Origin of the sequence: Dactylosporangium sp. NPDC000555, assembly GCF_040300025.1 — a bacterium.
Classification (GTDB): Bacteria; Actinomycetota; Actinomycetes; order Mycobacteriales; family Micromonosporaceae; genus Dactylosporangium.
The window spans coordinates 1-16564 of the sequence record NZ_JBEPDB010000050.1; the positions used below are offsets into that span (position 1 = coordinate 1).

General features: G+C 71.6%; 14 protein-coding genes. 9 read left to right on the plus strand and 5 right to left on the minus strand.

What is annotated here, in order from left to right; translation table 11 throughout:
- Positions 1–111 precede the first annotated feature (111 nt).
- The gene (locus ABT297_RS26500) at positions 112–924 is read left to right on the plus strand and encodes an alpha/beta fold hydrolase (RefSeq protein ID WP_350554350.1); all 813 of its coding nucleotides are present in this window, start codon (positions 112–114) and stop codon (positions 922–924) included.
- Here the strand turns inward: ABT297_RS26500 and ABT297_RS26505 are convergent.
- Positions 908–2899 carry a DUF6541 family protein gene (locus tag ABT297_RS26505; protein WP_350554352.1) on the minus strand — a complete coding sequence of 664 codons (1992 nt, stop codon included), beginning with the start codon at positions 2897–2899 and terminating at the stop codon, positions 908–910. The genes ABT297_RS26500 and ABT297_RS26505 overlap by 17 nt on opposite strands.
- A 170-nt stretch (positions 2900–3069) precedes the next feature.
- On the opposite strand from ABT297_RS26505, the gene ABT297_RS26510 reads away from it, so the two are divergent.
- The 4 genes from ABT297_RS26510 to ABT297_RS26525 all read left to right on the plus strand — a co-directional run bounded on the left by ABT297_RS26510 (position 3070) and on the right by ABT297_RS26525 (position 9073).
- On the plus strand, positions 3070–4845 hold the full coding sequence (locus ABT297_RS26510) for a proline--tRNA ligase (protein WP_350554354.1): 1776 nt from the start codon (positions 3070–3072) through the stop codon (positions 4843–4845).
- A gap of 203 nt (positions 4846–5048) precedes the next feature.
- On the plus strand, positions 5049–5648 hold the full coding sequence (locus ABT297_RS26515; protein ID WP_350554356.1) for a septal ring lytic transglycosylase RlpA family protein: 600 nt from the start codon (positions 5049–5051) through the stop codon (positions 5646–5648).
- Between the two features lie 65 nt (positions 5649–5713).
- Positions 5714–6820 (plus strand): PP2C family protein-serine/threonine phosphatase, encoded by a 1107-nt coding sequence (locus tag ABT297_RS26520; protein ID WP_350554358.1) that lies wholly within the window; start codon positions 5714–5716, stop codon positions 6818–6820.
- Positions 6821–7219: 399 nt separating this feature from the next.
- Positions 7220–9073, plus strand: a complete 1854-nt coding sequence (locus ABT297_RS26525) for an acyl-CoA dehydrogenase (RefSeq protein WP_350554360.1) — start codon at positions 7220–7222, stop codon at positions 9071–9073.
- A gap of 86 nt (positions 9074–9159) precedes the next feature.
- On the opposite strand, the gene ABT297_RS26530 is transcribed toward ABT297_RS26525, so the two are convergent.
- Positions 9160–9639: a SixA phosphatase family protein gene (locus tag ABT297_RS26530; RefSeq protein ID WP_350554362.1), complete on the minus strand. Its 480-nt coding sequence runs from the start codon at positions 9637–9639 to the stop codon at positions 9160–9162.
- Positions 9640–9725: 86 nt separating this feature from the next.
- On the opposite strand from ABT297_RS26530, the gene ABT297_RS26535 reads away from it, so the two are divergent.
- Complete coding sequence (locus ABT297_RS26535) at positions 9726–9995, plus strand: DUF6458 family protein (protein WP_350554364.1); 270 nt, start codon at positions 9726–9728, stop codon at positions 9993–9995.
- Positions 9996–10023: 28 nt separating this feature from the next.
- Here the strand turns inward: ABT297_RS26535 and trhA are convergent, their stop codons facing one another.
- Positions 10024–10653, minus strand: coding sequence for a PAQR family membrane homeostasis protein TrhA (gene trhA, locus ABT297_RS26540; RefSeq protein WP_350554457.1), 630 nt, complete (start codon positions 10651–10653; stop codon positions 10024–10026).
- Positions 10654–10770: 117 nt separating this feature from the next.
- Between trhA and ABT297_RS26545 the strand changes: the two genes are divergently transcribed.
- From ABT297_RS26545 to ABT297_RS26555, 3 genes are read left to right on the plus strand one after another with little or no spacing between them, the layout of a single operon-like run.
- Positions 10771–11364, plus strand: coding sequence for a 5-oxoprolinase subunit B family protein (locus tag ABT297_RS26545; protein WP_350554365.1), 594 nt, complete (start codon positions 10771–10773; stop codon positions 11362–11364).
- On the plus strand, positions 11361–12227 hold the full coding sequence (locus ABT297_RS26550) for a 5-oxoprolinase subunit C family protein (protein WP_350554367.1): 867 nt from the start codon (positions 11361–11363) through the stop codon (positions 12225–12227). Before ABT297_RS26545 ends, ABT297_RS26550 begins: the two co-directional genes overlap by 4 nt.
- Positions 12208–12942 carry a LamB/YcsF family protein gene (locus tag ABT297_RS26555; protein WP_350554369.1) on the plus strand — a complete coding sequence of 245 codons (735 nt, stop codon included), beginning with the start codon at positions 12208–12210 and terminating at the stop codon, positions 12940–12942. Before ABT297_RS26550 ends, ABT297_RS26555 begins: the two co-directional genes overlap by 20 nt.
- Positions 12943–12950: 8 nt before the next feature.
- Here ABT297_RS26555 and ABT297_RS26560 read toward each other — a convergent pair whose 3' ends face one another.
- Together ABT297_RS26560 and ABT297_RS26565 are read right to left on the minus strand one after the other, a co-directional pair.
- Positions 12951–14789: an NHL domain-containing thioredoxin family protein gene (locus ABT297_RS26560; protein WP_350554371.1), complete on the minus strand. Its 1839-nt coding sequence runs from the start codon at positions 14787–14789 to the stop codon at positions 12951–12953.
- Positions 14786–16444, minus strand: a complete 1659-nt coding sequence (locus tag ABT297_RS26565) for an LppU/SCO3897 family protein (RefSeq protein ID WP_350554373.1) — start codon at positions 16442–16444, stop codon at positions 14786–14788. The genes ABT297_RS26560 and ABT297_RS26565 overlap by 4 nt, the downstream gene beginning before the upstream one ends.
- Positions 16445–16564 lie beyond the last annotated feature (120 nt).

Sequence of the window (16564 nt, forward strand, 5' to 3'; positions counted from 1 at the left end):
ATGTCGCTCATCTGTATCCCCTTGAAGTCTTCGTCGTCGCCGTTGAGAAGAACAGTAGGGGCACCGAGATCACGACGAATCCCGGAAACGTGCCAGTGGTTTCATGGAGCCGTGGTCACACGGTTCGTCAATGGCGGGCTGGTCTTCGACGTCGATGATCTCGGCGACCCCGGCGCGCCGGGCGTCGTGCTGCTGCACGGGTTTCCGCAGGACCGCACCGCGTGGGCCGGTGTGGCGCCGGTGCTCGTCGCCGAGGGCCTGCGGGTGCTGGCGCCGGACCTGCGCGGCTACTCGCCCGGTGCCAGCCCGCGGGACCGCCGGCAGTACACCCTGGATCTCCTCGCCACCGACGTGCTGGCGCTGGCCGACCAGGCCGGGCTGGCTCGGTTCGACCTCGTCGGGCACGACTGGGGCGCGGCGCTCGCGTTCCACGTCGCCGGCAGCTTCCCCGACCGGGTGCGCACGCTGACCGCGCTGTCGGTGCCGCACCGCGGGGCCTGGGCCCAGGCGGCGCTGCGCAGCACGCAGCTGTGGCACTCGGCGTACATCGGCTTCTACCAGCTCCCCCGGCTGCCCGAGCGCGGGCTGGCCCGGGGCATCGCGGGCCGGCTGCGGCGCAGCGGGCTCGACGAGGAGCACGCCCGCCGCTACGCCGAACGCGGGGCGCGCGGCGGGCTGGACGCGGCGCTCAACTGGTACCGCGCGATGACCCTGCCGGGCGGCAAGCGGTTCCCCAGAGTCACGGTGCCGACCCTGTACGCCTGGGGCGACCGGGACGGGTTCGTGACCGAGCGGCTGGCTCGCCTCTGCGGCGGGTGGGTCGACGGGGAGTACACCTTCGAGATCCTGCGCGGCGTGAACCACTGGATCCCGGAGCTGCACCCCCGCCGGGTCGCCGAGCTGGTGCTCAGCCGGCGCCGCTGATCGCGCGCACGTCCCAGACCCAGACGCCGTCGACGGCCCGGCCGGGGGCCACCTCGGGGGCGACGAGCTTGTCGATCGTCTCGCGGATGACGTTCTCGTTACGGTAGCCGACGACCATCACGATGTTGGTCGCCTTCCAGAACTTCAGGTCGGCGCGCATGTCGGCGCGCGCCTCTGCGGTGACGTTGGGCGAGGTCAGGTCGCCTCTGATCCGGTTGAGGTACGCCACGGTCTCGCGCACGCCCGGCCCGAAGTGCGCGGACTTGTCCTCCGGAACGGTGTCGTTCGGCCCGAGGAAGTAGCCGGCGGTGAGCTTCACCTCGAAGTTGGTCTCGATCGACCAGCGCATCATCAGGATGTTGTCGTTCCAGCCGCCCGGCAGCGGCGCGACCACCGGGTTGGGGGGCAGCTTCGTGCGCCAGTTGCCATCGGTGAACAGCGCCGGCAGCGCGGGGCGGTCGGAGACGTGATGCGGCTTTGGGAAGAGCGGCAGGATGGCGGCGAGGATCGCGAGGCCCCACACCGCGGCGGCCAACGGGCGCTGCCGCATCGGGGCTGGGGCGGGTGCCGCCAGGCGCCGGGGCGTGGCGACGGACGCTTCGACCACCAGCAGCCTGCCGTCGCCCAACGGGCGGTCGCTTGACGGGCCATCGCTCGACGGACCCGAGCCGACGAGCGCGAGGACCGGGTCCGGTTCGGGCTCGGGGGCCTTGATGGAATTACCGGAATTACCGGGATTGACGGGCTCAGTCGGCGCCGCGCCAGGCCGCATGCGGTCCACGACGAGCCGGTCGATCATGTGTGCCAGGCCGATGCCGACGACCACGGTGACGATGAGCCCAAGCCGGGCCGGCACGATCGAGTCGAACAGCGGCAGCTTGCTGATCCAGTACCACGGACCGTGGTAGCCGGTGCGGTCGACGGCGTCGAAGCGCAGGACGCTGCCGAGCGAGCCGACGACGAAGACGAAGCCGGTGATGGCCAGCGCGCGGATGAGCCGGTTGCGCCGCAGGGCGATCGCGCCGGCGACCAGCAGCAGGACGAGCGGCCAGCCGAAGAAGCTGTTCTCCTCGGACGCGTTGTCGCGGTTGAGCCGGGCGGCCTCGGCGACGTCGCCGACGATCGAGTTGCGGCTGAACGTGACGAAGGAGAGTACGTCGAGGTTGATGCTGCGCACGCCCTGGTCGAGGCCGTGGTACGACTGGGGCCCGGTGAACTGGAAGTACAGCGGATAGGCCAGGACCGCACCGGCCACGAGCAGGGTCACCCCGCACTTGGGCAGCATGACCCTCGCGTGACCGGGCAGTTCGCGCCAGGGCACGTAGGCGAGGATGAACACGGCCAGCGTCAGCGCGGTGAAGAACAGTAGTTCCTCGTTGATGCCCGCCTGGGCGACGACGAGGGCGGCGAGGACCAGGCCGTGGCGCCAGACCTTGCCGGGCTGCCGCATCCGCAGTACCGCGGCCACGATGAAGGGAACCAGGTACTGCCCGGCGATGTTCGGGTGGCCGATCGTCTGCGACATCATGCCCGGAGCGAAGCCAAGGAAGGCACTGGCGACGCCCGCGGCGAGGCGCGAGCGGCCGAAGTCGCGGGTGAGCACCCAGTACCAGGCGGCGGCGGTGCCGGCCAGCGCCAGCGTCGTGATGATCGCGAACGTGACGCCCGTGCCGAGCCAGAGCGTGATCGGGGTCAGCGGGAGCGCCAGCGTCAGGATCGACGTGTTGGCCATCAGGTTCACGCCGAGCGGCGAGTTGACGTCGTCGGAGAAAAACGGCGACTCACCCTGGGTGAACACGTGAGTGGCGTGGGTGAGGAACCACTCGAACACGAAGTTGTCCTGGAAGTTGAACGTCAGGTAGCGCCCGTTGGGATCAGCCCAGAGTCGATGCAGCGCATACACAGCGCCGAGAAGATAGCCCAGCGTTACCAGCGCGTCGACTGCCCTGCTGGAAAGTCGCCCCCGAACCGTCACCCGAGGGAGTGTAGGTGAACTGGGCTATCACCCAGGACATGCTGCGGCGAGCGTGCTGACAGGTCGCATGTGGACAGGCGTCGCCCCTGGCGGCAAACCCGGAAGACCGCAAAAGTGCACGTTCGGTATCGTCCAACGTGACGGAAACGGCCTTGAGAAGGTGGACACAGATGGTCCTGAAGATGTCCTCGCTGTTCCTTCGGACGCTGCGCGAGGATCCCGCCGACGCCGAGGTGACCAGCCATCGGCTGCTGGTCCGCGCGGGTTACGTGCGCCGCGTCGCGCCGGGCATCTTCACCATGCTGCCGATGGGTCTGCGCGTGCTGCGCAACATCGAGCAGGTGATTCGCGAGGAGATGGACGGGATCGGCGGCCAGGAGCTGGAGTTCCCCGCGCTGCTGCCGCGCGAGCCCTACGAGGCGACCGGGCGCTGGACGGAGTACGGCGCCAACCTCTTCCGCCTCAAGGACCGCCGGCAGGCCGACTACCTGCTCGGGCCGACCCACGAGGAGATGTTCACGCTCGCCGTGAAGGACATGTACTCCTCGTACAAGGACCTGCCGCTCACGCTGTACCAGATCCAGACGAAGTACCGCGACGAGGCGCGCCCCCGGGCCGGCGTGCTGCGGGGCCGCGAGTTCGTCATGAAGGACTCCTACTCCTTCGACGTCGACGACGACGGCCTGCGCGCCGCCTACGCCCGCCACCGCGAGGCCTACATCAAGGTCTTCGACCGGTTCGGCCTGGACTACGTCATCTGCTCCGCGATGAGCGGCGCGATGGGTGGCAGCGCGTCGGAGGAGTTCCTGGCCATCTGCGACATCGGCGAGGACACGTTCGTGCGCTGCGCCAACGGCGACTACGCGGCCAACGTCGAGGCGGTCGTGACCCCGCCGCCCGCGGCCCTGCCCATCGAAGGCCAGCCGGCGGCGCAGGTCGTCGACACGCCCGGCACGCCGACGATCGAGACGCTGGTCGACCTCTTCAACGCCCGCGAGGACCTGCGCCGCGCCGACCGCGACTGGGCCGCCGGCGACACGCTCAAGAACGTCATGCTCATGCTGACGCTGCCCGACGGCAAGCGCGAGCCCCTCGCCGTCGGCGTGCCCGGCGACCGCGAGGTTGACCTGCGCCGGCTCGAGGCCCAGGTGGCGCCGGCCGAGGTGACGCCGATGTCGGAGGCCGAGTTCGCCCAGCACCCCGCGCTGGTCAAGGGCTACATCGGCCCCGGCGTGCTGGGGGAGAAGAACTCCTCCGGGATCCGGTATCTCGTGGACCCCCGAGTGGTCGACGGCACGAGCTGGATCACGGGCGCCGACGAGCCGGGCAAGCACGTCGTGCACCTCGTCGCCGGCCGGGACTTCACCCCCGACGGCACCGTCGAGGCGGTCCGCGTCCAGGACGGCGACATCTGCCCGGTCGACGGCGGCGTGCTCGAGCAGGCCCGCGGCATCGAGATCGGCCACATCTTCCAGCTCGGCCGCAAATACGCGCAGGCCCTCGGCCTGTCGGTGCTCGACCAGAATGGCAAGGCACGGATCGTCACGATGGGCTCCTACGGCATCGGCGTGACCCGCGCGCTCGCCGTGATCGCCGAGCAGACCGCCGATGAGCGCGGCCTGTGCTGGCCCCGCGAGCTGTCCCCGGCCGACGTGCACGTGGTCGCGGCGGGCAAGACCGAGGAGATCCGCGAGGGCGCCGAGCGGCTGGCCACCCAGCTTGAGGCGGCGGGGCTGAGCGTGCTGCTGGACGACCGCAAGGACGGCTCGCCGGGCGTGAAGTTCAACGACTCCGAGTTGCTGGGCGTGCCGACCATCGTGGTGGTGGGCAAGAGACTGGCCGACGGCATGGTCGAGATCCGCGACCGCAAGTCGGGGTCCAAGGAGGAGGTCGCGGTCGACGAGGCCGTCGCGGCCGTACGGGCCGCGGTCACCGCTTCACGGTGAGTTCTCAGGGGATCGGCCGAACGGCTCCCTGTCGGGTCGGTCGTTCGGCCGGAAATTTGCGAGCAAATTGGGATATGCGCCCCAGTTCGGTTTGACTGGCGTCCGGGAGGGGCGGATACGTTCAGTAACGGCCTTGCTGTCGACGAAGGGTGCAGACGTTGTCCGGCCGGCATTCCGTCGTGCGTCGCCGTCACCTCGTCCCATTGATCGCAGGCATCGGTGCCGTGGTCGTGCTCGCGGGCGGGGCGGTGGCGACCGTCAATCTCAGCTCGAACGACAAGCCGAGTTCGACCATCGATGCCGCGCGCAGCCCGCAGGAGCGCGCCGACCGCGGCCAGCGTCCCTCCCCGTCGGCCGAGCCGAGCCTTGTCCCGTCGGTCGAGCCGAGCCTCGCCCCGTCCGATGGAGCGACAACCGAGCAGCTCACGGCCGCTTCGCCGGCCGCGAGCAAGAGCCCGTCGAAGACCAAGTCTCCGACGCCGACGAAGGCCGCGACCACCACCGCGCCGGCCGGGGTCGCCGGCAGCGGCACCTGCGAGGTGTCGTTCTACGCCGACGGCCAGGCGACCGCCAGCGGCGAGCGTTTCGACCCCGACGGGCTGACCGCGGCGCACAAGACACTGAAGTTCGGCACGGTCGTCCGGGTCACGAACCTGGCCAACGGCAAGTCCGTCGACGTGCGCATCAACGATCGAGGACCCTTCGTGGCGGGCCGTTGCCTGGATCTGGCGCGCGGCGCCTTCGTGAAGATCGCGTCGGTGAACGCCGGTGTCATCAACGCGAAGTATGAGGTACTCAAGTAAGGCAGACCCGGCCGTTTGATGGAGCGGTCCGAGGGTCGGTTGGTGGCATGCTGTTGCCCGGACCTATGAAACGTCAGCTGCTTCCCGAGGCCCGCGCCGGAGTCGGCGCGGCCTTCGTGCTGCTCGCGCTCGTGTTCGCCGCCGAGGTGGCCGACGGGATCCGGGCCGACTACGTGGGCCTGCTGGCCGCGGCACCCTTCCTGGCGGCGGCCTTCGCGTCCTGGCCCGAGGTGCTGGCCGTCGGCAGCGCCTCGACGCTGCTCGCGTTCCTGTTCACCTCGGTCGAGCTGATGCACAGCCGCGATCGCGGGCTGGTGTTGATGATCAACCTGGGCGGCGTGATCGTGGCGAGCGGGATCGCCTGCGCCGTGGGGGCGATCCGGCAGCGGCGGATCGCGCGATACGCCGAACTGTCCCGCCTCGCCTCCGTGGCCCAGGGCGCGGTCCTGCGCCCGCTCGGCCCGCAGGTGGGCCCGCTGAGCGTCGCCGCGCGGTACATCTCCGCCAGCGCCGCGGCCGACATCGGCGGCGACCTCTACGAGGCGCTCGACACGCCCTACGGCGTTCGCATGATCATCGGCGATGTGCGCGGCAAGGGCCTCGACGCGGTCCGCCTGGCGAGCATCGTCCTGGGCTCCTATCGTCATGTGGCCTTCGAGCGCGCCGACCTGCGCGCGATCGTCGCCGACCTGGACCGGGCGGTGGCCCGCTCGCTCGGCGACGAGGACTTCGTGACCGCGGCGCTGATCGAGGAGCGCGGCGGCACGCTGACGATCGTCAACTGCGGCCACCCGGCGCCGCTGCTGCTGCGCCGCGGCCGGGTGGTGCCGCTCGACCCGCCGGCGAACGCGCCGCCACTGGGCTTCATGCCGGTCGTCAAGCCGCGGGTGGAACGGCTGGAGCCGGGCGACCGGCTGCTGTTCTTCACCGACGGCCTGGCCGAGGCGCGCCGCGACGGCGAGTTCTTCCCGACGGCGGAGCGGGCCCAGCGCCTGCTGGGGCACGGCACGGTGGGCGACGGGCTGAAGTCGCTCGAGAGCGCCCTGCTGGAGTGGGTGCGCGGGCGGCTGGACGACGACATCGCGCTGGTGCTGGTCGAGTATCAGGGCGTCAAGCCGCCGACGCCGGTCCCGAGCTGGGAGATCGGTGGCGCGGGAGTGGCTTCCTCCTAGCGCCTCCGCGTTACCGCCTTAATTTCCGGCAGTTCCCGACTCCTGGCGGAGTCAGAAAATGCCGGAAATTTCGATTATGCCTCGATCGGGCGCTGGCGGAGGGCCAGGCGGCGCATCGGGGCGCGGTGTCGGCCGGTGTAAAAGCGCGGGTACTTGGGGGCGAAGAGCGAGCCCATGAGACGGACGATCATCGCGCGGCCCTCCTCTTGACTGCGAGTAACCGGTCAACGACCACGCCGCCGAGCGGTGACGGCCGTGGCCTGACTCGCTCATCGCCGCGGGTTGTCCGTCATTACCAGCCAGTAATAAGATGTCTGTTACCGCCTGGTAACCTCGGTTGGACATGCTTGACATGGCGCGATCGAACAGCTGCGACCCAGAGACGGGGGCCACTCCGCGATGACCCACTACAAGAGCAACCTGCGAGACCTCGAGTTCAACCTCTTCGAGGTCTACGGTGTCGACAAGGTCCTGGGTCAGGGCCCCTATGGCGACATCGACGTGGACACCGCCCGGAGCATCCTCGGCGAGGTCGACCGCATGGCGCGCGAGGATCTCGCGGCCAGCTACGCCGACAGTGATCGCAACCCGCCCGTCTTCGACCCGGCCACGCACTCGGTGCGGATGCCCGAGTCGTTCCGCAAGTCCTACCGGGCGTTCATGGACGCCGAGTTCTGGCGGCTGGACCTGCCGGCCGAGCTCGACGGGACCGCGGCGCCGCGCGCGCTGTGGTGGTCCATCGCCGAGCTGGTGCTCGGGTCCAACGCGCCCATCTGGATGTATGCCTCCGGCCCCTCCTTCGCCAACACGCTGCGGATCGAGGGCACCGAGGAGCAGAAGAAGTGGGCCAAGCTCTTCGTCGACAAGCGGTGGGGCTCCACGATGGTGCTGACCGAGCCGGACGCGGGCTCGGACGTCGGCGCGGGCCGCACCAAGGCGATCCCGCAGCCCGACGGCTCCTGGCACATCGAGGGCGTCAAGCGCTTCATCACCAGTGGCGAGCACGACCTGACCGAGAACATCGTCCACTATGTGCTGGCGCGGCCGGTCGACACACCCGGCGCCGGCGGCCCGGGCACCAAGGGCCTCTCGCTCTTCGTGGTGCCGAAGTTCCACTTCGACGCCGACACCGGCGAGCTCAAGGACCGCAACGGCGCGTTCGTGACCAACGTCGAGCACAAGATGGGCCTCAAGGTCTCCACCACGTGCGAGGTCACCTTCGGCGGGCACGGCGTGCCGGCCAAGGGCTGGCTGCTCGGCGACGTGCACGAGGGCATCCGGCAGATGTTCCTCATCATCGAGTACGCCCGGATGATGGTCGGCACCAAGGCCATCGCGACATTGTCGACCGGCTACCTCAACGCGCTCGACTACGCCAAGAGCCGCGTCCAGGGCGCCGACCTGACCAGCAACGACAAGGCCGCCCCCCGGGTCGCGATCATCAACCACCCGGACGTGCGCCGGTCGCTGCTGATCCAGAAGTCGTATGCCGAGGGCCTGCGCGCTCTCGTCTGCTACACGGCGACCTGGCAGGACAAGGTGGCGCTGGCCGAGGCGGCGGGCGACGAGAGGGCGGCGAAGATCGCCAAGCGGGTCAACGACCTGCTGCTCCCGCTGGTCAAGGGCGTCGGCTCGGAGCGGGCGTATGAGCTGCTCGGCCACGAGTCGCTGCAGACCTTCGGCGGCTCGGGCTTCCTGCAGGACTACCCGATCGAGCAGTATGTGCGCGACTCGAAGATCGACACGCTGTACGAGGGCACGACCGCGATCCAGAGCCTCGACCTCGTCTTCCGCAAGATCGTGAAGGACCAGGGCAAGGCGCTGCTCACCATCGCCGGCGAGATCCAGCAGTTCCTGGAGGCCGAGGGCGGCAACGGGCAGCTGAAGGTCGAGCGGGTCGCGCTGGGCAAGGCCCTCGCGGAGGTGCAGCAGATCCTGGGCATCTTCACCGGCTGGCTGGGCGAGGCGCAGTCCGGCGACCCGCAGGCGCTGTACAAGGTCGGCCTCAACTCGCGGCGGTTCCTGCTCGGCCTCGGCGACGTCGTGGTCGGCTGGCTGCTGCAGCGGCAGGCGGAGGTGGCGCTCAAGGCCCTCACCGGCGACGTGTCGCCCGCGGACAAGGCCTTCTACGAGGGCAAGGTCGCGGCGGCGACGTTCTTCGCGCACGAGGTGCTGCCGCGCATCGGCGCCGACCGCCGCGTGATCGAGTCCACCACGCTCGACGCGATGCAGCTGGACGAGGCGGCCTTCTAAGCAGGGTCGCGAGGTAAGGGGGGAGGGGCAGTGGCGCCCTCCCCCTTTTTTCGCGCTTCGATCCGTGCGAGGGGTGTGCGGGTCGGTCAGTCGCGGGCCGTGTGCTGGTCGGTGAGCCCGGCGGACTCCAGGTCGCGCCATGAGCCCTTGAAGCGGTGCACCGCGATGCCCGAGGTGGCCAGCCAGCCGTCGGTGAGCGCGCGCGGCGCCAGCGTGTCGGATAAATCGGAAATAGTGGGATTGTGGCCGACGAGCAGCAGGGTCGCGACCGTCGCGTCCACGTGCCGGATCAGGTCGAGCGTGTCGTCGGACGGGCCCACGTAGACGCGGTGCTCGTACGTCACCGGGACCTCGGCAAGGCGCAGCTCCTCGAGGGTCTGACGGGTGCGTACCGCGGTCGAGCACAGCACGGCGCCGGGCGCCAGGCCGGACTTGTGCAGCCATTGCCCGGCGGCGGCGGCATCGCGGTGCCCGCGCGCGGTGAGGGGGCGCTCGATGTCGGTGGCGTAGTCGTCCGGGTTCGCCGCCTTGGCGTGCCGGAGCAGGATGAGCGTGCGCACGGTCATGGGAACAAGCGTGCCCGATTGAAGAATGACGCGCGTGGGTACCCGGGGACAGACAACAACCCACAGACAGCATCGGGAGGCCTTCGATGGGTATCGGCGGAAGCATTCTTCTGATCGTCGTCGGTGCGGTCCTGGCCTTCGGGCTGAAGGACACGGATGTCGGGCCGTTCAACCTCGACACGATCGGCTGGATTCTCCAGATTGCCGGGCTTGTCGGCCTGCTCCTGACCCTGTACTTCTGGAACTCGCGCCGGCGCACGGTCGTGACCGCCGCGCCGCCCCCGCCGCCGGTGGACAGCACCGCGATCCCGCCGTCCGCGGACGAGATCGTCGAGCGCCGTACGCGCCGGTACTGAATCGGCCGGCAGACCGGCGCCGCGTGCGTTACCGGGCGTACAGGGCGAAGTAGATCGCGATGTGGTGGCAGATCGCGGCGACCAGCGTGCACGCGTGGAAGAACTCGTGATGGCCGAAGACCGTCGGCCACGGGTTGGGGCGGCGCAGCGCGTAGAAGACCGCACCCACCGTGTAGAACGCGCCGCCCGCCACGGTCAGCACCAGCGCCGTCACGCCGCCCGTGTGCAGGATGTCCGGCAGCACCGCCACCGCGACCCAGCCCAGGGCGAGATACAGCGGCGCGGAGAGCCACCGGCGCTTGCTCATCGCCGCCGCGAGCTTCATGGCCACGCCCAGCAGCGCGCCGCCCCAGACCGTGGCCAGGATCGCCACGCGGGTGTTGCCCGAGAGCAGCAGGACGCTGAACGGGGTGTAGGTGCCGGCGATGAAAATGAAGATCATCGAGTGGTCGAGGCGGCGCATGATCTTGTAGCCGCGCTCCGACCACACGCGGCGGTGATACAGGGCGCTGGTGCCGAACAGGGCGACGACGGTGACGCTGTAGACGGCGCAGCTGACCAGCGGAGCCCAGCCCGGTCGGGCGGCCGCGAGCGAGCACAGCACGATCCCGCACACGACGGCGACGCCGGCCGCGTATGCGTGCAGCCAGCCGCGCATCCGCGGTTTGCCGATGTCGACCGGGCGCAGGCGGGTTTCGGTCTTCACGGTCACGCCCTCCAGGTTACGGTACCGTAGGTTACTCGCAAGTATCATCGGGACGTCTATCGTGACGGAGTGCAGGTTCGTCCCGTCGGCACCGACGCGCTCCTCATCGAGGTCGACACCCCGCTGGACTGGTTCGCCGCGCTGGACGCGGAGCGGGCCGCCGGCCACTTGCCGGTCGTGGACATCGTGCCCGGCGCCCGCACGGTCCTGCTCGACGGGGTGGCCGACCCCGCCGGGCTGGCGAGCCGGCTGCGCGACTGGACGATCGATCCGGACTTGGCACCGCACGAGCCCCCCGTCGTCATCGACGTCCGCTTCGAGGGCGTCGACCTGCCGTTCGTCGCCGAGCACGCCGGGACCACGGTCGAGGCCGTGATCGAGGAGCTGACCAGCACCGACCTGACCGTCGCGTTCTGCGGCTTCGCGCCCGGCTTCGCCTACCTCAGCGGGCTGCCGTGGAACGTGCCGCGCCTGGACACCCCGCGCACCCACGTGCCCGCAGGGTCGGTCGCCCTAGCCGCCGGGTTCGCGGGCATCTACCCGACCCCCTCGCCGGGCGGCTGGCGCATCGTCGGGCACTGCGACGCCGAGTTGTTCGACGTGGACCGGCGGCCGCCCGCGCTGCTGACACCCGGCCGCACCGTCCGGTTCCGGGCCGCGTGAGCGCCGAGCCTTACCTGCTGGTCGAGGTCGCCGGGCCGCTGACCACCGTGCAGGACCTCGGGCGGCCCGGATACGCGCACCTCGGCGTACCGCGCTCGGGCGCCCTCGACCGGCCCGCGCTGCTGCTCGCCAACCGCCTGGTCGGCAACCCGCCGGACGCGGCCGGGCTGGAGATCACGCTCGGGCCGTTCGCGGCGGTCGCGTGCCGGGCCGGCACCGTCGCGCTCACCGGGGCGGCCGCGCCGCTGCGCGTGGGCGGGCGGCCGGCGCCGCTGAGCGCGCCGGTGCCGGTGCGGGCCGGGGACCGGATCGAGGTCGGGCGGGCGGTGCTGGGACTGCGGGCCTACCTCGCCGCGGACGGCGGGCTCGCCCCGGCGCCGGTGCTGTCCAGCCGCTCCACCGACACACTGTCGCTGCTCGGCCCGCCCGTGGTCCGCCCGGGCGACCGGCTGCCACTCGGCCCCACCACCGGCGAACCGGCCGCCGTGGACGTGGCCCCCCGGGCCGCGCTCGGCGGGCCGATCGTCCTGGGGATCACGTGGGGGCCCCGAGCCGACCGGTTCACCGACGCGCGGGTGCTGGGCACTGCGGAGTACCGCATCCGGAGCGAGAGCAACCGGGTCGGGACCCGGCTGTCCGGTCCGGCGCTGACCCGCGCGGACGCCGGGGAACTGCCGAGCGAGGGCATCGTGCTCGGCGCGGTGCAGGTCCCGGCGGACGGCCAGCCGCTGGTCTTCCTCGCCGACCATCCGACCACCGGCGGATACCCGGTGGTCGCGGTCGTCGATGCCGCCGATCTGCCGCTGCTGGCACAGGCGCGCCCGGGAGATACCGTTCGATTTCGTGGTAGACCTCAACAGTGACCTTGGCGAGGGCCTGGGCGTGTGGCGCCTCGGCGACGACGAGGCCCTCCTGACGATCGTGACCAGCGCGAACGTGGCCTGCGGCTTCCACGCCGGCGACCCGTCCACGATGCGGCGGGTCAGCGCGGCCGCGGCCGGGCGGGGCGTGCGGGTGGGCGCGCAGGTGAGCTATCGCGACCTCGTCGGCTTCGGCCGGCGGCGCATCGAGGTGCCGCCGGATGAACTCGCGGATGAGCTGCTGTACCAGATCGGCGCGCTGTCGGCGTTCGGGCCGGTCGGCTACGTCAAGCCGCACGGCGCGCTCTACAACACCGCCGCGGTCGACTCGGGCCACGCCTCCGCGATCGTCGCGGCCGCCGTGCGGGCCGGCGGCCTGCCCGTGCTGTGCCAGCCCGGCTCGGTCCTGGCGCAACTCGCCGCGGAGCGCGGGCTGCGGGTCGTGGCCGAGGGGTTCGCCGACCGCGCGTACCAGCCCGACGGCCGGCTCGTCCCGCGCACGTCGCCGGGCGCGCTCGTGACCGACGTCGCCGCCGTGAGCGCCCGGGCGGTGCGCATGGTCGTCGACGGCGTGGTCGAGGCGGCCGACGGGTCGGTCATCCCGATGCACATCGAGTCGCTGTGCGTGCACGGCGACACCCCGGGCGCCGTCGAGATGGCCCGCGCGGTGCGCGCCGCGCTGGCCGAGGCCGGTGTTGCACTCGCCCCGTTCGTGTAGACGCCCGTTCAGGCGTCCATGCCGCGCAGGATCAGGGGCAGCCGGCTCGCGCCGTCGCCGGCGACGCGGATCGGCACGCCCCAGTCCTGGCGGGTCAGATGGCAGGCCGGGAACTCCGCGTCGATGTCGCAGGTCGCGGCTTGGGCGACCACCTGGAGTACACCCTCGGCCACATCCGGCGCGAGCACCAGGCGTCGGCGCAGGTCCGTGCTCACCCCCGCGCCCTCCAGGAGCAGCTCCGGCGGCGAGGCCGACACCTCCAGGCGGGTCGACGGGCCGAACGACTCGTCGAGCTTCTGGCCCGGCGCGGGCTCGAAGATCAGGTCCAGCTCGACCACGCCCGGGGCGAGCGTCGTCGCCGGGCGCTCGGTGCGGTGCCGCACGCCGGTGACGTCGATCCCAGCCGCCTGCAGGGTGCCGGCGCCCAGCCGCACCAGGCGGTGCGCGCCCGACTCGACCACGACGACGTCGCCCTGCGCGGTCAGCACCAGGTCGCTCGGCTCCCGCAGGCCGTCGACGACGGTCGAGACCTGGTCGCCGGCGATGCGACGCACCGCGCCGTTGTACGTGTCGGCGACGAGCACGCTGCCGTCGGCCAGCGCCAGCACGCCCAGCGGGTGCTGCAGCAGCGCCTGATCGGCGGGACCGTCGACATGCCCGAAGTCGAACAGGCCCTGGCCCGTGGCGGTGTGCATCTGGCCGTCCTCGATCCAGCGCACCGCCGAGGACTCGCTGTCGGCGATCCACAGCCGCCGGCCGTCGGGCGAGGCGGACAGGCCGGACGGCTGGGCCATCCAGACCTCGTGCAGCGGGCCGTCCTTGAGCGCCTCGACGGTCGTGCCCGCGTACATGCCGGCCGTGCGCTTCACCGGGTCGAACCACCACAACTGGTGGATGCCGGCCATGGCGACGACGACGCGGTCGTCGTACCAGGCCACGTCCCACGGCGAGGAGAGGTCCACGGCCAGCGAGTCGTGCGCGCCGAAGTCGACGGTGCCGCGCCACTGCCGGCCGCTGCCGGCGACGGTGGTGACCTCGCCACTGGCGAGCCTCAGGCCGCGCAGCAGATGGTTGACCGTGTCGGCGACCACGACGTCGTACCCCGCGACCTCCGCGACGTGCGGCGGCAGCAGGCACAGTCCGCCGGGCTCGGAGAACTCGGGCTCGGTGCCGTCCTTGCGGCCACGCCGGCCGGTGCCGATGCGGCGCATGAGCGTCTCGTTGTCGGCGTCGAGCTCGACCAGCGACTGGTGCGTGGAGTCAGCGACCAGGAAATGCCCGTCGGGCAGCGCGAGGGCCTTGCCGGGAAACCTCAGGAGCGTGAGATCCGGATTCTGTACCGCATGAGGCGAATCGCCGCGCCGAAGCGTGCCGCGGGCCTCGTGGACCCGGATCAGCTCCTCGACGAGCCGGCCGAGCCCCTCGGCGTGGCCCTCGCCGGCCATGTTCGCCACGACGTACCCCTCGGGGTCGATGACCGTGAGCGTGGGCCAGGCCTTCGCGGCGTACTGCTGCCACATGCCGAGCTCCGGGTCGTCCAGCACCGGGTGGTCGACCCCGTACCGCTCGACCGCGGCCGCGAGCGCGTCGGCGTCCTTCTCGTGCTCGAACTTGGGGCTGTGCACGCCGATCGTGACCAGCACGTCGGCGTAGCGCTGCTCCAGCGGCCGCAGCTCGTCCAGCACGTGGAGGCAGTTGATACAGCAGAAAGTCCAGAAGTCCAACACGACGATCTTGCCGCGCAGGTCGGACAGACGGAGATCTTCCCCGTTTGTGTTGAGCCAGCCGCGCCCGCGCAGTTCGGGGGCGCGGACGCGCGCCTTGAGCAGTGGTGAGTCGACGGTCACTTCTGGCTCGCCGGCCGGAGGCAGAGAACCTGCTCCTTCTGCCCCTTTTCCTGCACCACGATGTACGGCTGGCTCGCGTCCGAGCAGCTCTCCGGCTTGTCGACCTTGGAGACGATCCGGAACGCGTCCTTGTCGGAGCAGTCGGCGCCCTTGGCCGACCCGCCGTCCTCCTTGACGCACGAGTTGACCGCGAGGCTGGTGCCGGCGGCGTTGCTGAGCTTGACGACGAGGGTCGTCCCCCCGACGGCGAACAGGAACACCGCGGCCGCGACGGCGAGCCCGATGAACAGCTTGCGCGGGCTCTTGGCGGGCGGCTCGGGCGCCGGCACCTCCCCGGGCGCGGCGTCCGGCTGGTGCTCACCCGGCATCGGGACCGGATCGCCGTAGTTCGGCGCCGACGCCTGGTAAACCCCGGGCGGTGGTGCCGAGGTCTGGTAAGGCGCTGCGGTCGACGGCGGTGCCGAAGTCTGGTAGATCCCGGTCGCCGACGGCGAGCCCGGATACCCGCCGGCCTCCGGCGGCGCCGAGCCTGGATACCCGCCGGCTCCTGGCGGCGCGGACGCCTGGTAGATCCCGGTGCCGGCCCCGCTGACGGGCAACGATCCGGCGGTCGGCGCACCGAACGGTGGCGCGCTCGACGGGGGCGCGGCCGACGAGTAGACCCCTGCGGAGCCGGATGCGGGCGGCGCGGACGACGGGTACGCGCCGGCGGGCGGGGCGGACGATGGGTACACACCGGCGGGCGGGGCCGAGGTGGGGGAGCCGTGCGCGGGCGGGACTGAGACCTGGGCCCGGGCCTGGTACGTGCGGGGCGGCAGGCCGGACTCCGGCGGGACGGGCCCGCCGGGAGCGGCCGGGTCGGGCACATGCGCGGAGCCCGTCGGAACCGAGGCGCTGCCGGACGGCGGGAACTGGGTGCCGCCGCTGGGGAACTGCGTGCCCGGGACCTGGGCGCTGCCGCCGGGGTAGTAGCCGCTGCCGCTCGGGGCCTGCGCGCTGCTCGTGGGGATGTGGGCGCCGCCGGTGGGGGTGTAGCCCGCCGGGGTCTGGGGGGCGTGAGCGGAGCCGGAGGGGATCGAGGCGTTGTCGGAAGGTGGCGGGACCTGAGCGCTGCCGGTCGGCACTCGGGCGCTGCCAAAGGAGACGCGCGCGGTGCCCGAGACCGGTCCGCCGGGTGCGCCGGCGCCGGAGGACGGTGCGGACTGGGGCGGTGTGGCCTGGGTCGGGGCGAACGGTGCGGGCGTCGGGGCCCAGGGGCTCGACTGCTCCGAGGCCGGCGGCGGTGGGGTGGCGGGCGTCGCCGGGGTGAAGCCGGGGAAGCTGCCGACCGGGCCCGGGGGCGGTGCTTGGCCGAACTGGCCGAACTGGTCGGGCACGGAGGCCTTGCCCGACGGGCCCGGGCCGGCGGTGGGTGCGCCCGGCGGCATCTGCGGCACGCGGGGCGGCAGCGGGCCGGCCGGTGGGAACGGGCCGGGGCGGGTGGACGGGTCGTCGGCGTCGGACTCCGGCGTCGTGGGCTGGGGGTAGGCCGGGGCAGGTGAGGACGGGACGGGGACCGACGCCTTCGCGCGGACGGCCGGTGCCCTGCCGACCGGCGGCGTGCTCGCCGCACTCTCGTCCGGCTGCTCGGACGGGTGCTGCTGGTCGGACGTCATGCGTGCCTCCTGTTGTCAGACCCTTGCGACCGTAGTCGACCGGGGACGGCCATGGCAGATCCGGTAGCGAGGTTCGTCGGTTGGAGCAAGCAAACCAGGGCCGGACGAAGCATGGAAAAC

What these genes read in the sequence shown, in the direction of transcription:
- ABT297_RS26530 (WP_350554362.1), bottom strand. Translation starts at nt 9,639, where the DNA reads ATGACCGTGCGCACGCTCATCCTGCTCCGGCACGCCAAGGCGGCGAAC.
- ABT297_RS26510 (WP_350554354.1), top strand. Translation starts at nt 3,070, where the DNA reads ATGGTCCTGAAGATGTCCTCGCTGTTCCTTCGGACGCTGCGCGAGGAT.
- trhA (WP_350554457.1), bottom strand. Translation starts at nt 10,653, where the DNA reads ATGCGCGGCTGGCTGCACGCATACGCGGCCGGCGTCGCCGTCGTGTGC.
- ABT297_RS26535 (WP_350554364.1), top strand. Translation starts at nt 9,726, where the DNA reads ATGGGTATCGGCGGAAGCATTCTTCTGATCGTCGTCGGTGCGGTCCTG.
- ABT297_RS26520 (WP_350554358.1), top strand. Translation starts at nt 5,714, where the DNA reads ATGAAACGTCAGCTGCTTCCCGAGGCCCGCGCCGGAGTCGGCGCGGCC.
- ABT297_RS26525 (WP_350554360.1), top strand. Translation starts at nt 7,220, where the DNA reads ATGACCCACTACAAGAGCAACCTGCGAGACCTCGAGTTCAACCTCTTC.
- ABT297_RS26565 (WP_350554373.1), bottom strand. Translation starts at nt 16,444, where the DNA reads ATGACGTCCGACCAGCAGCACCCGTCCGAGCAGCCGGACGAGAGTGCG.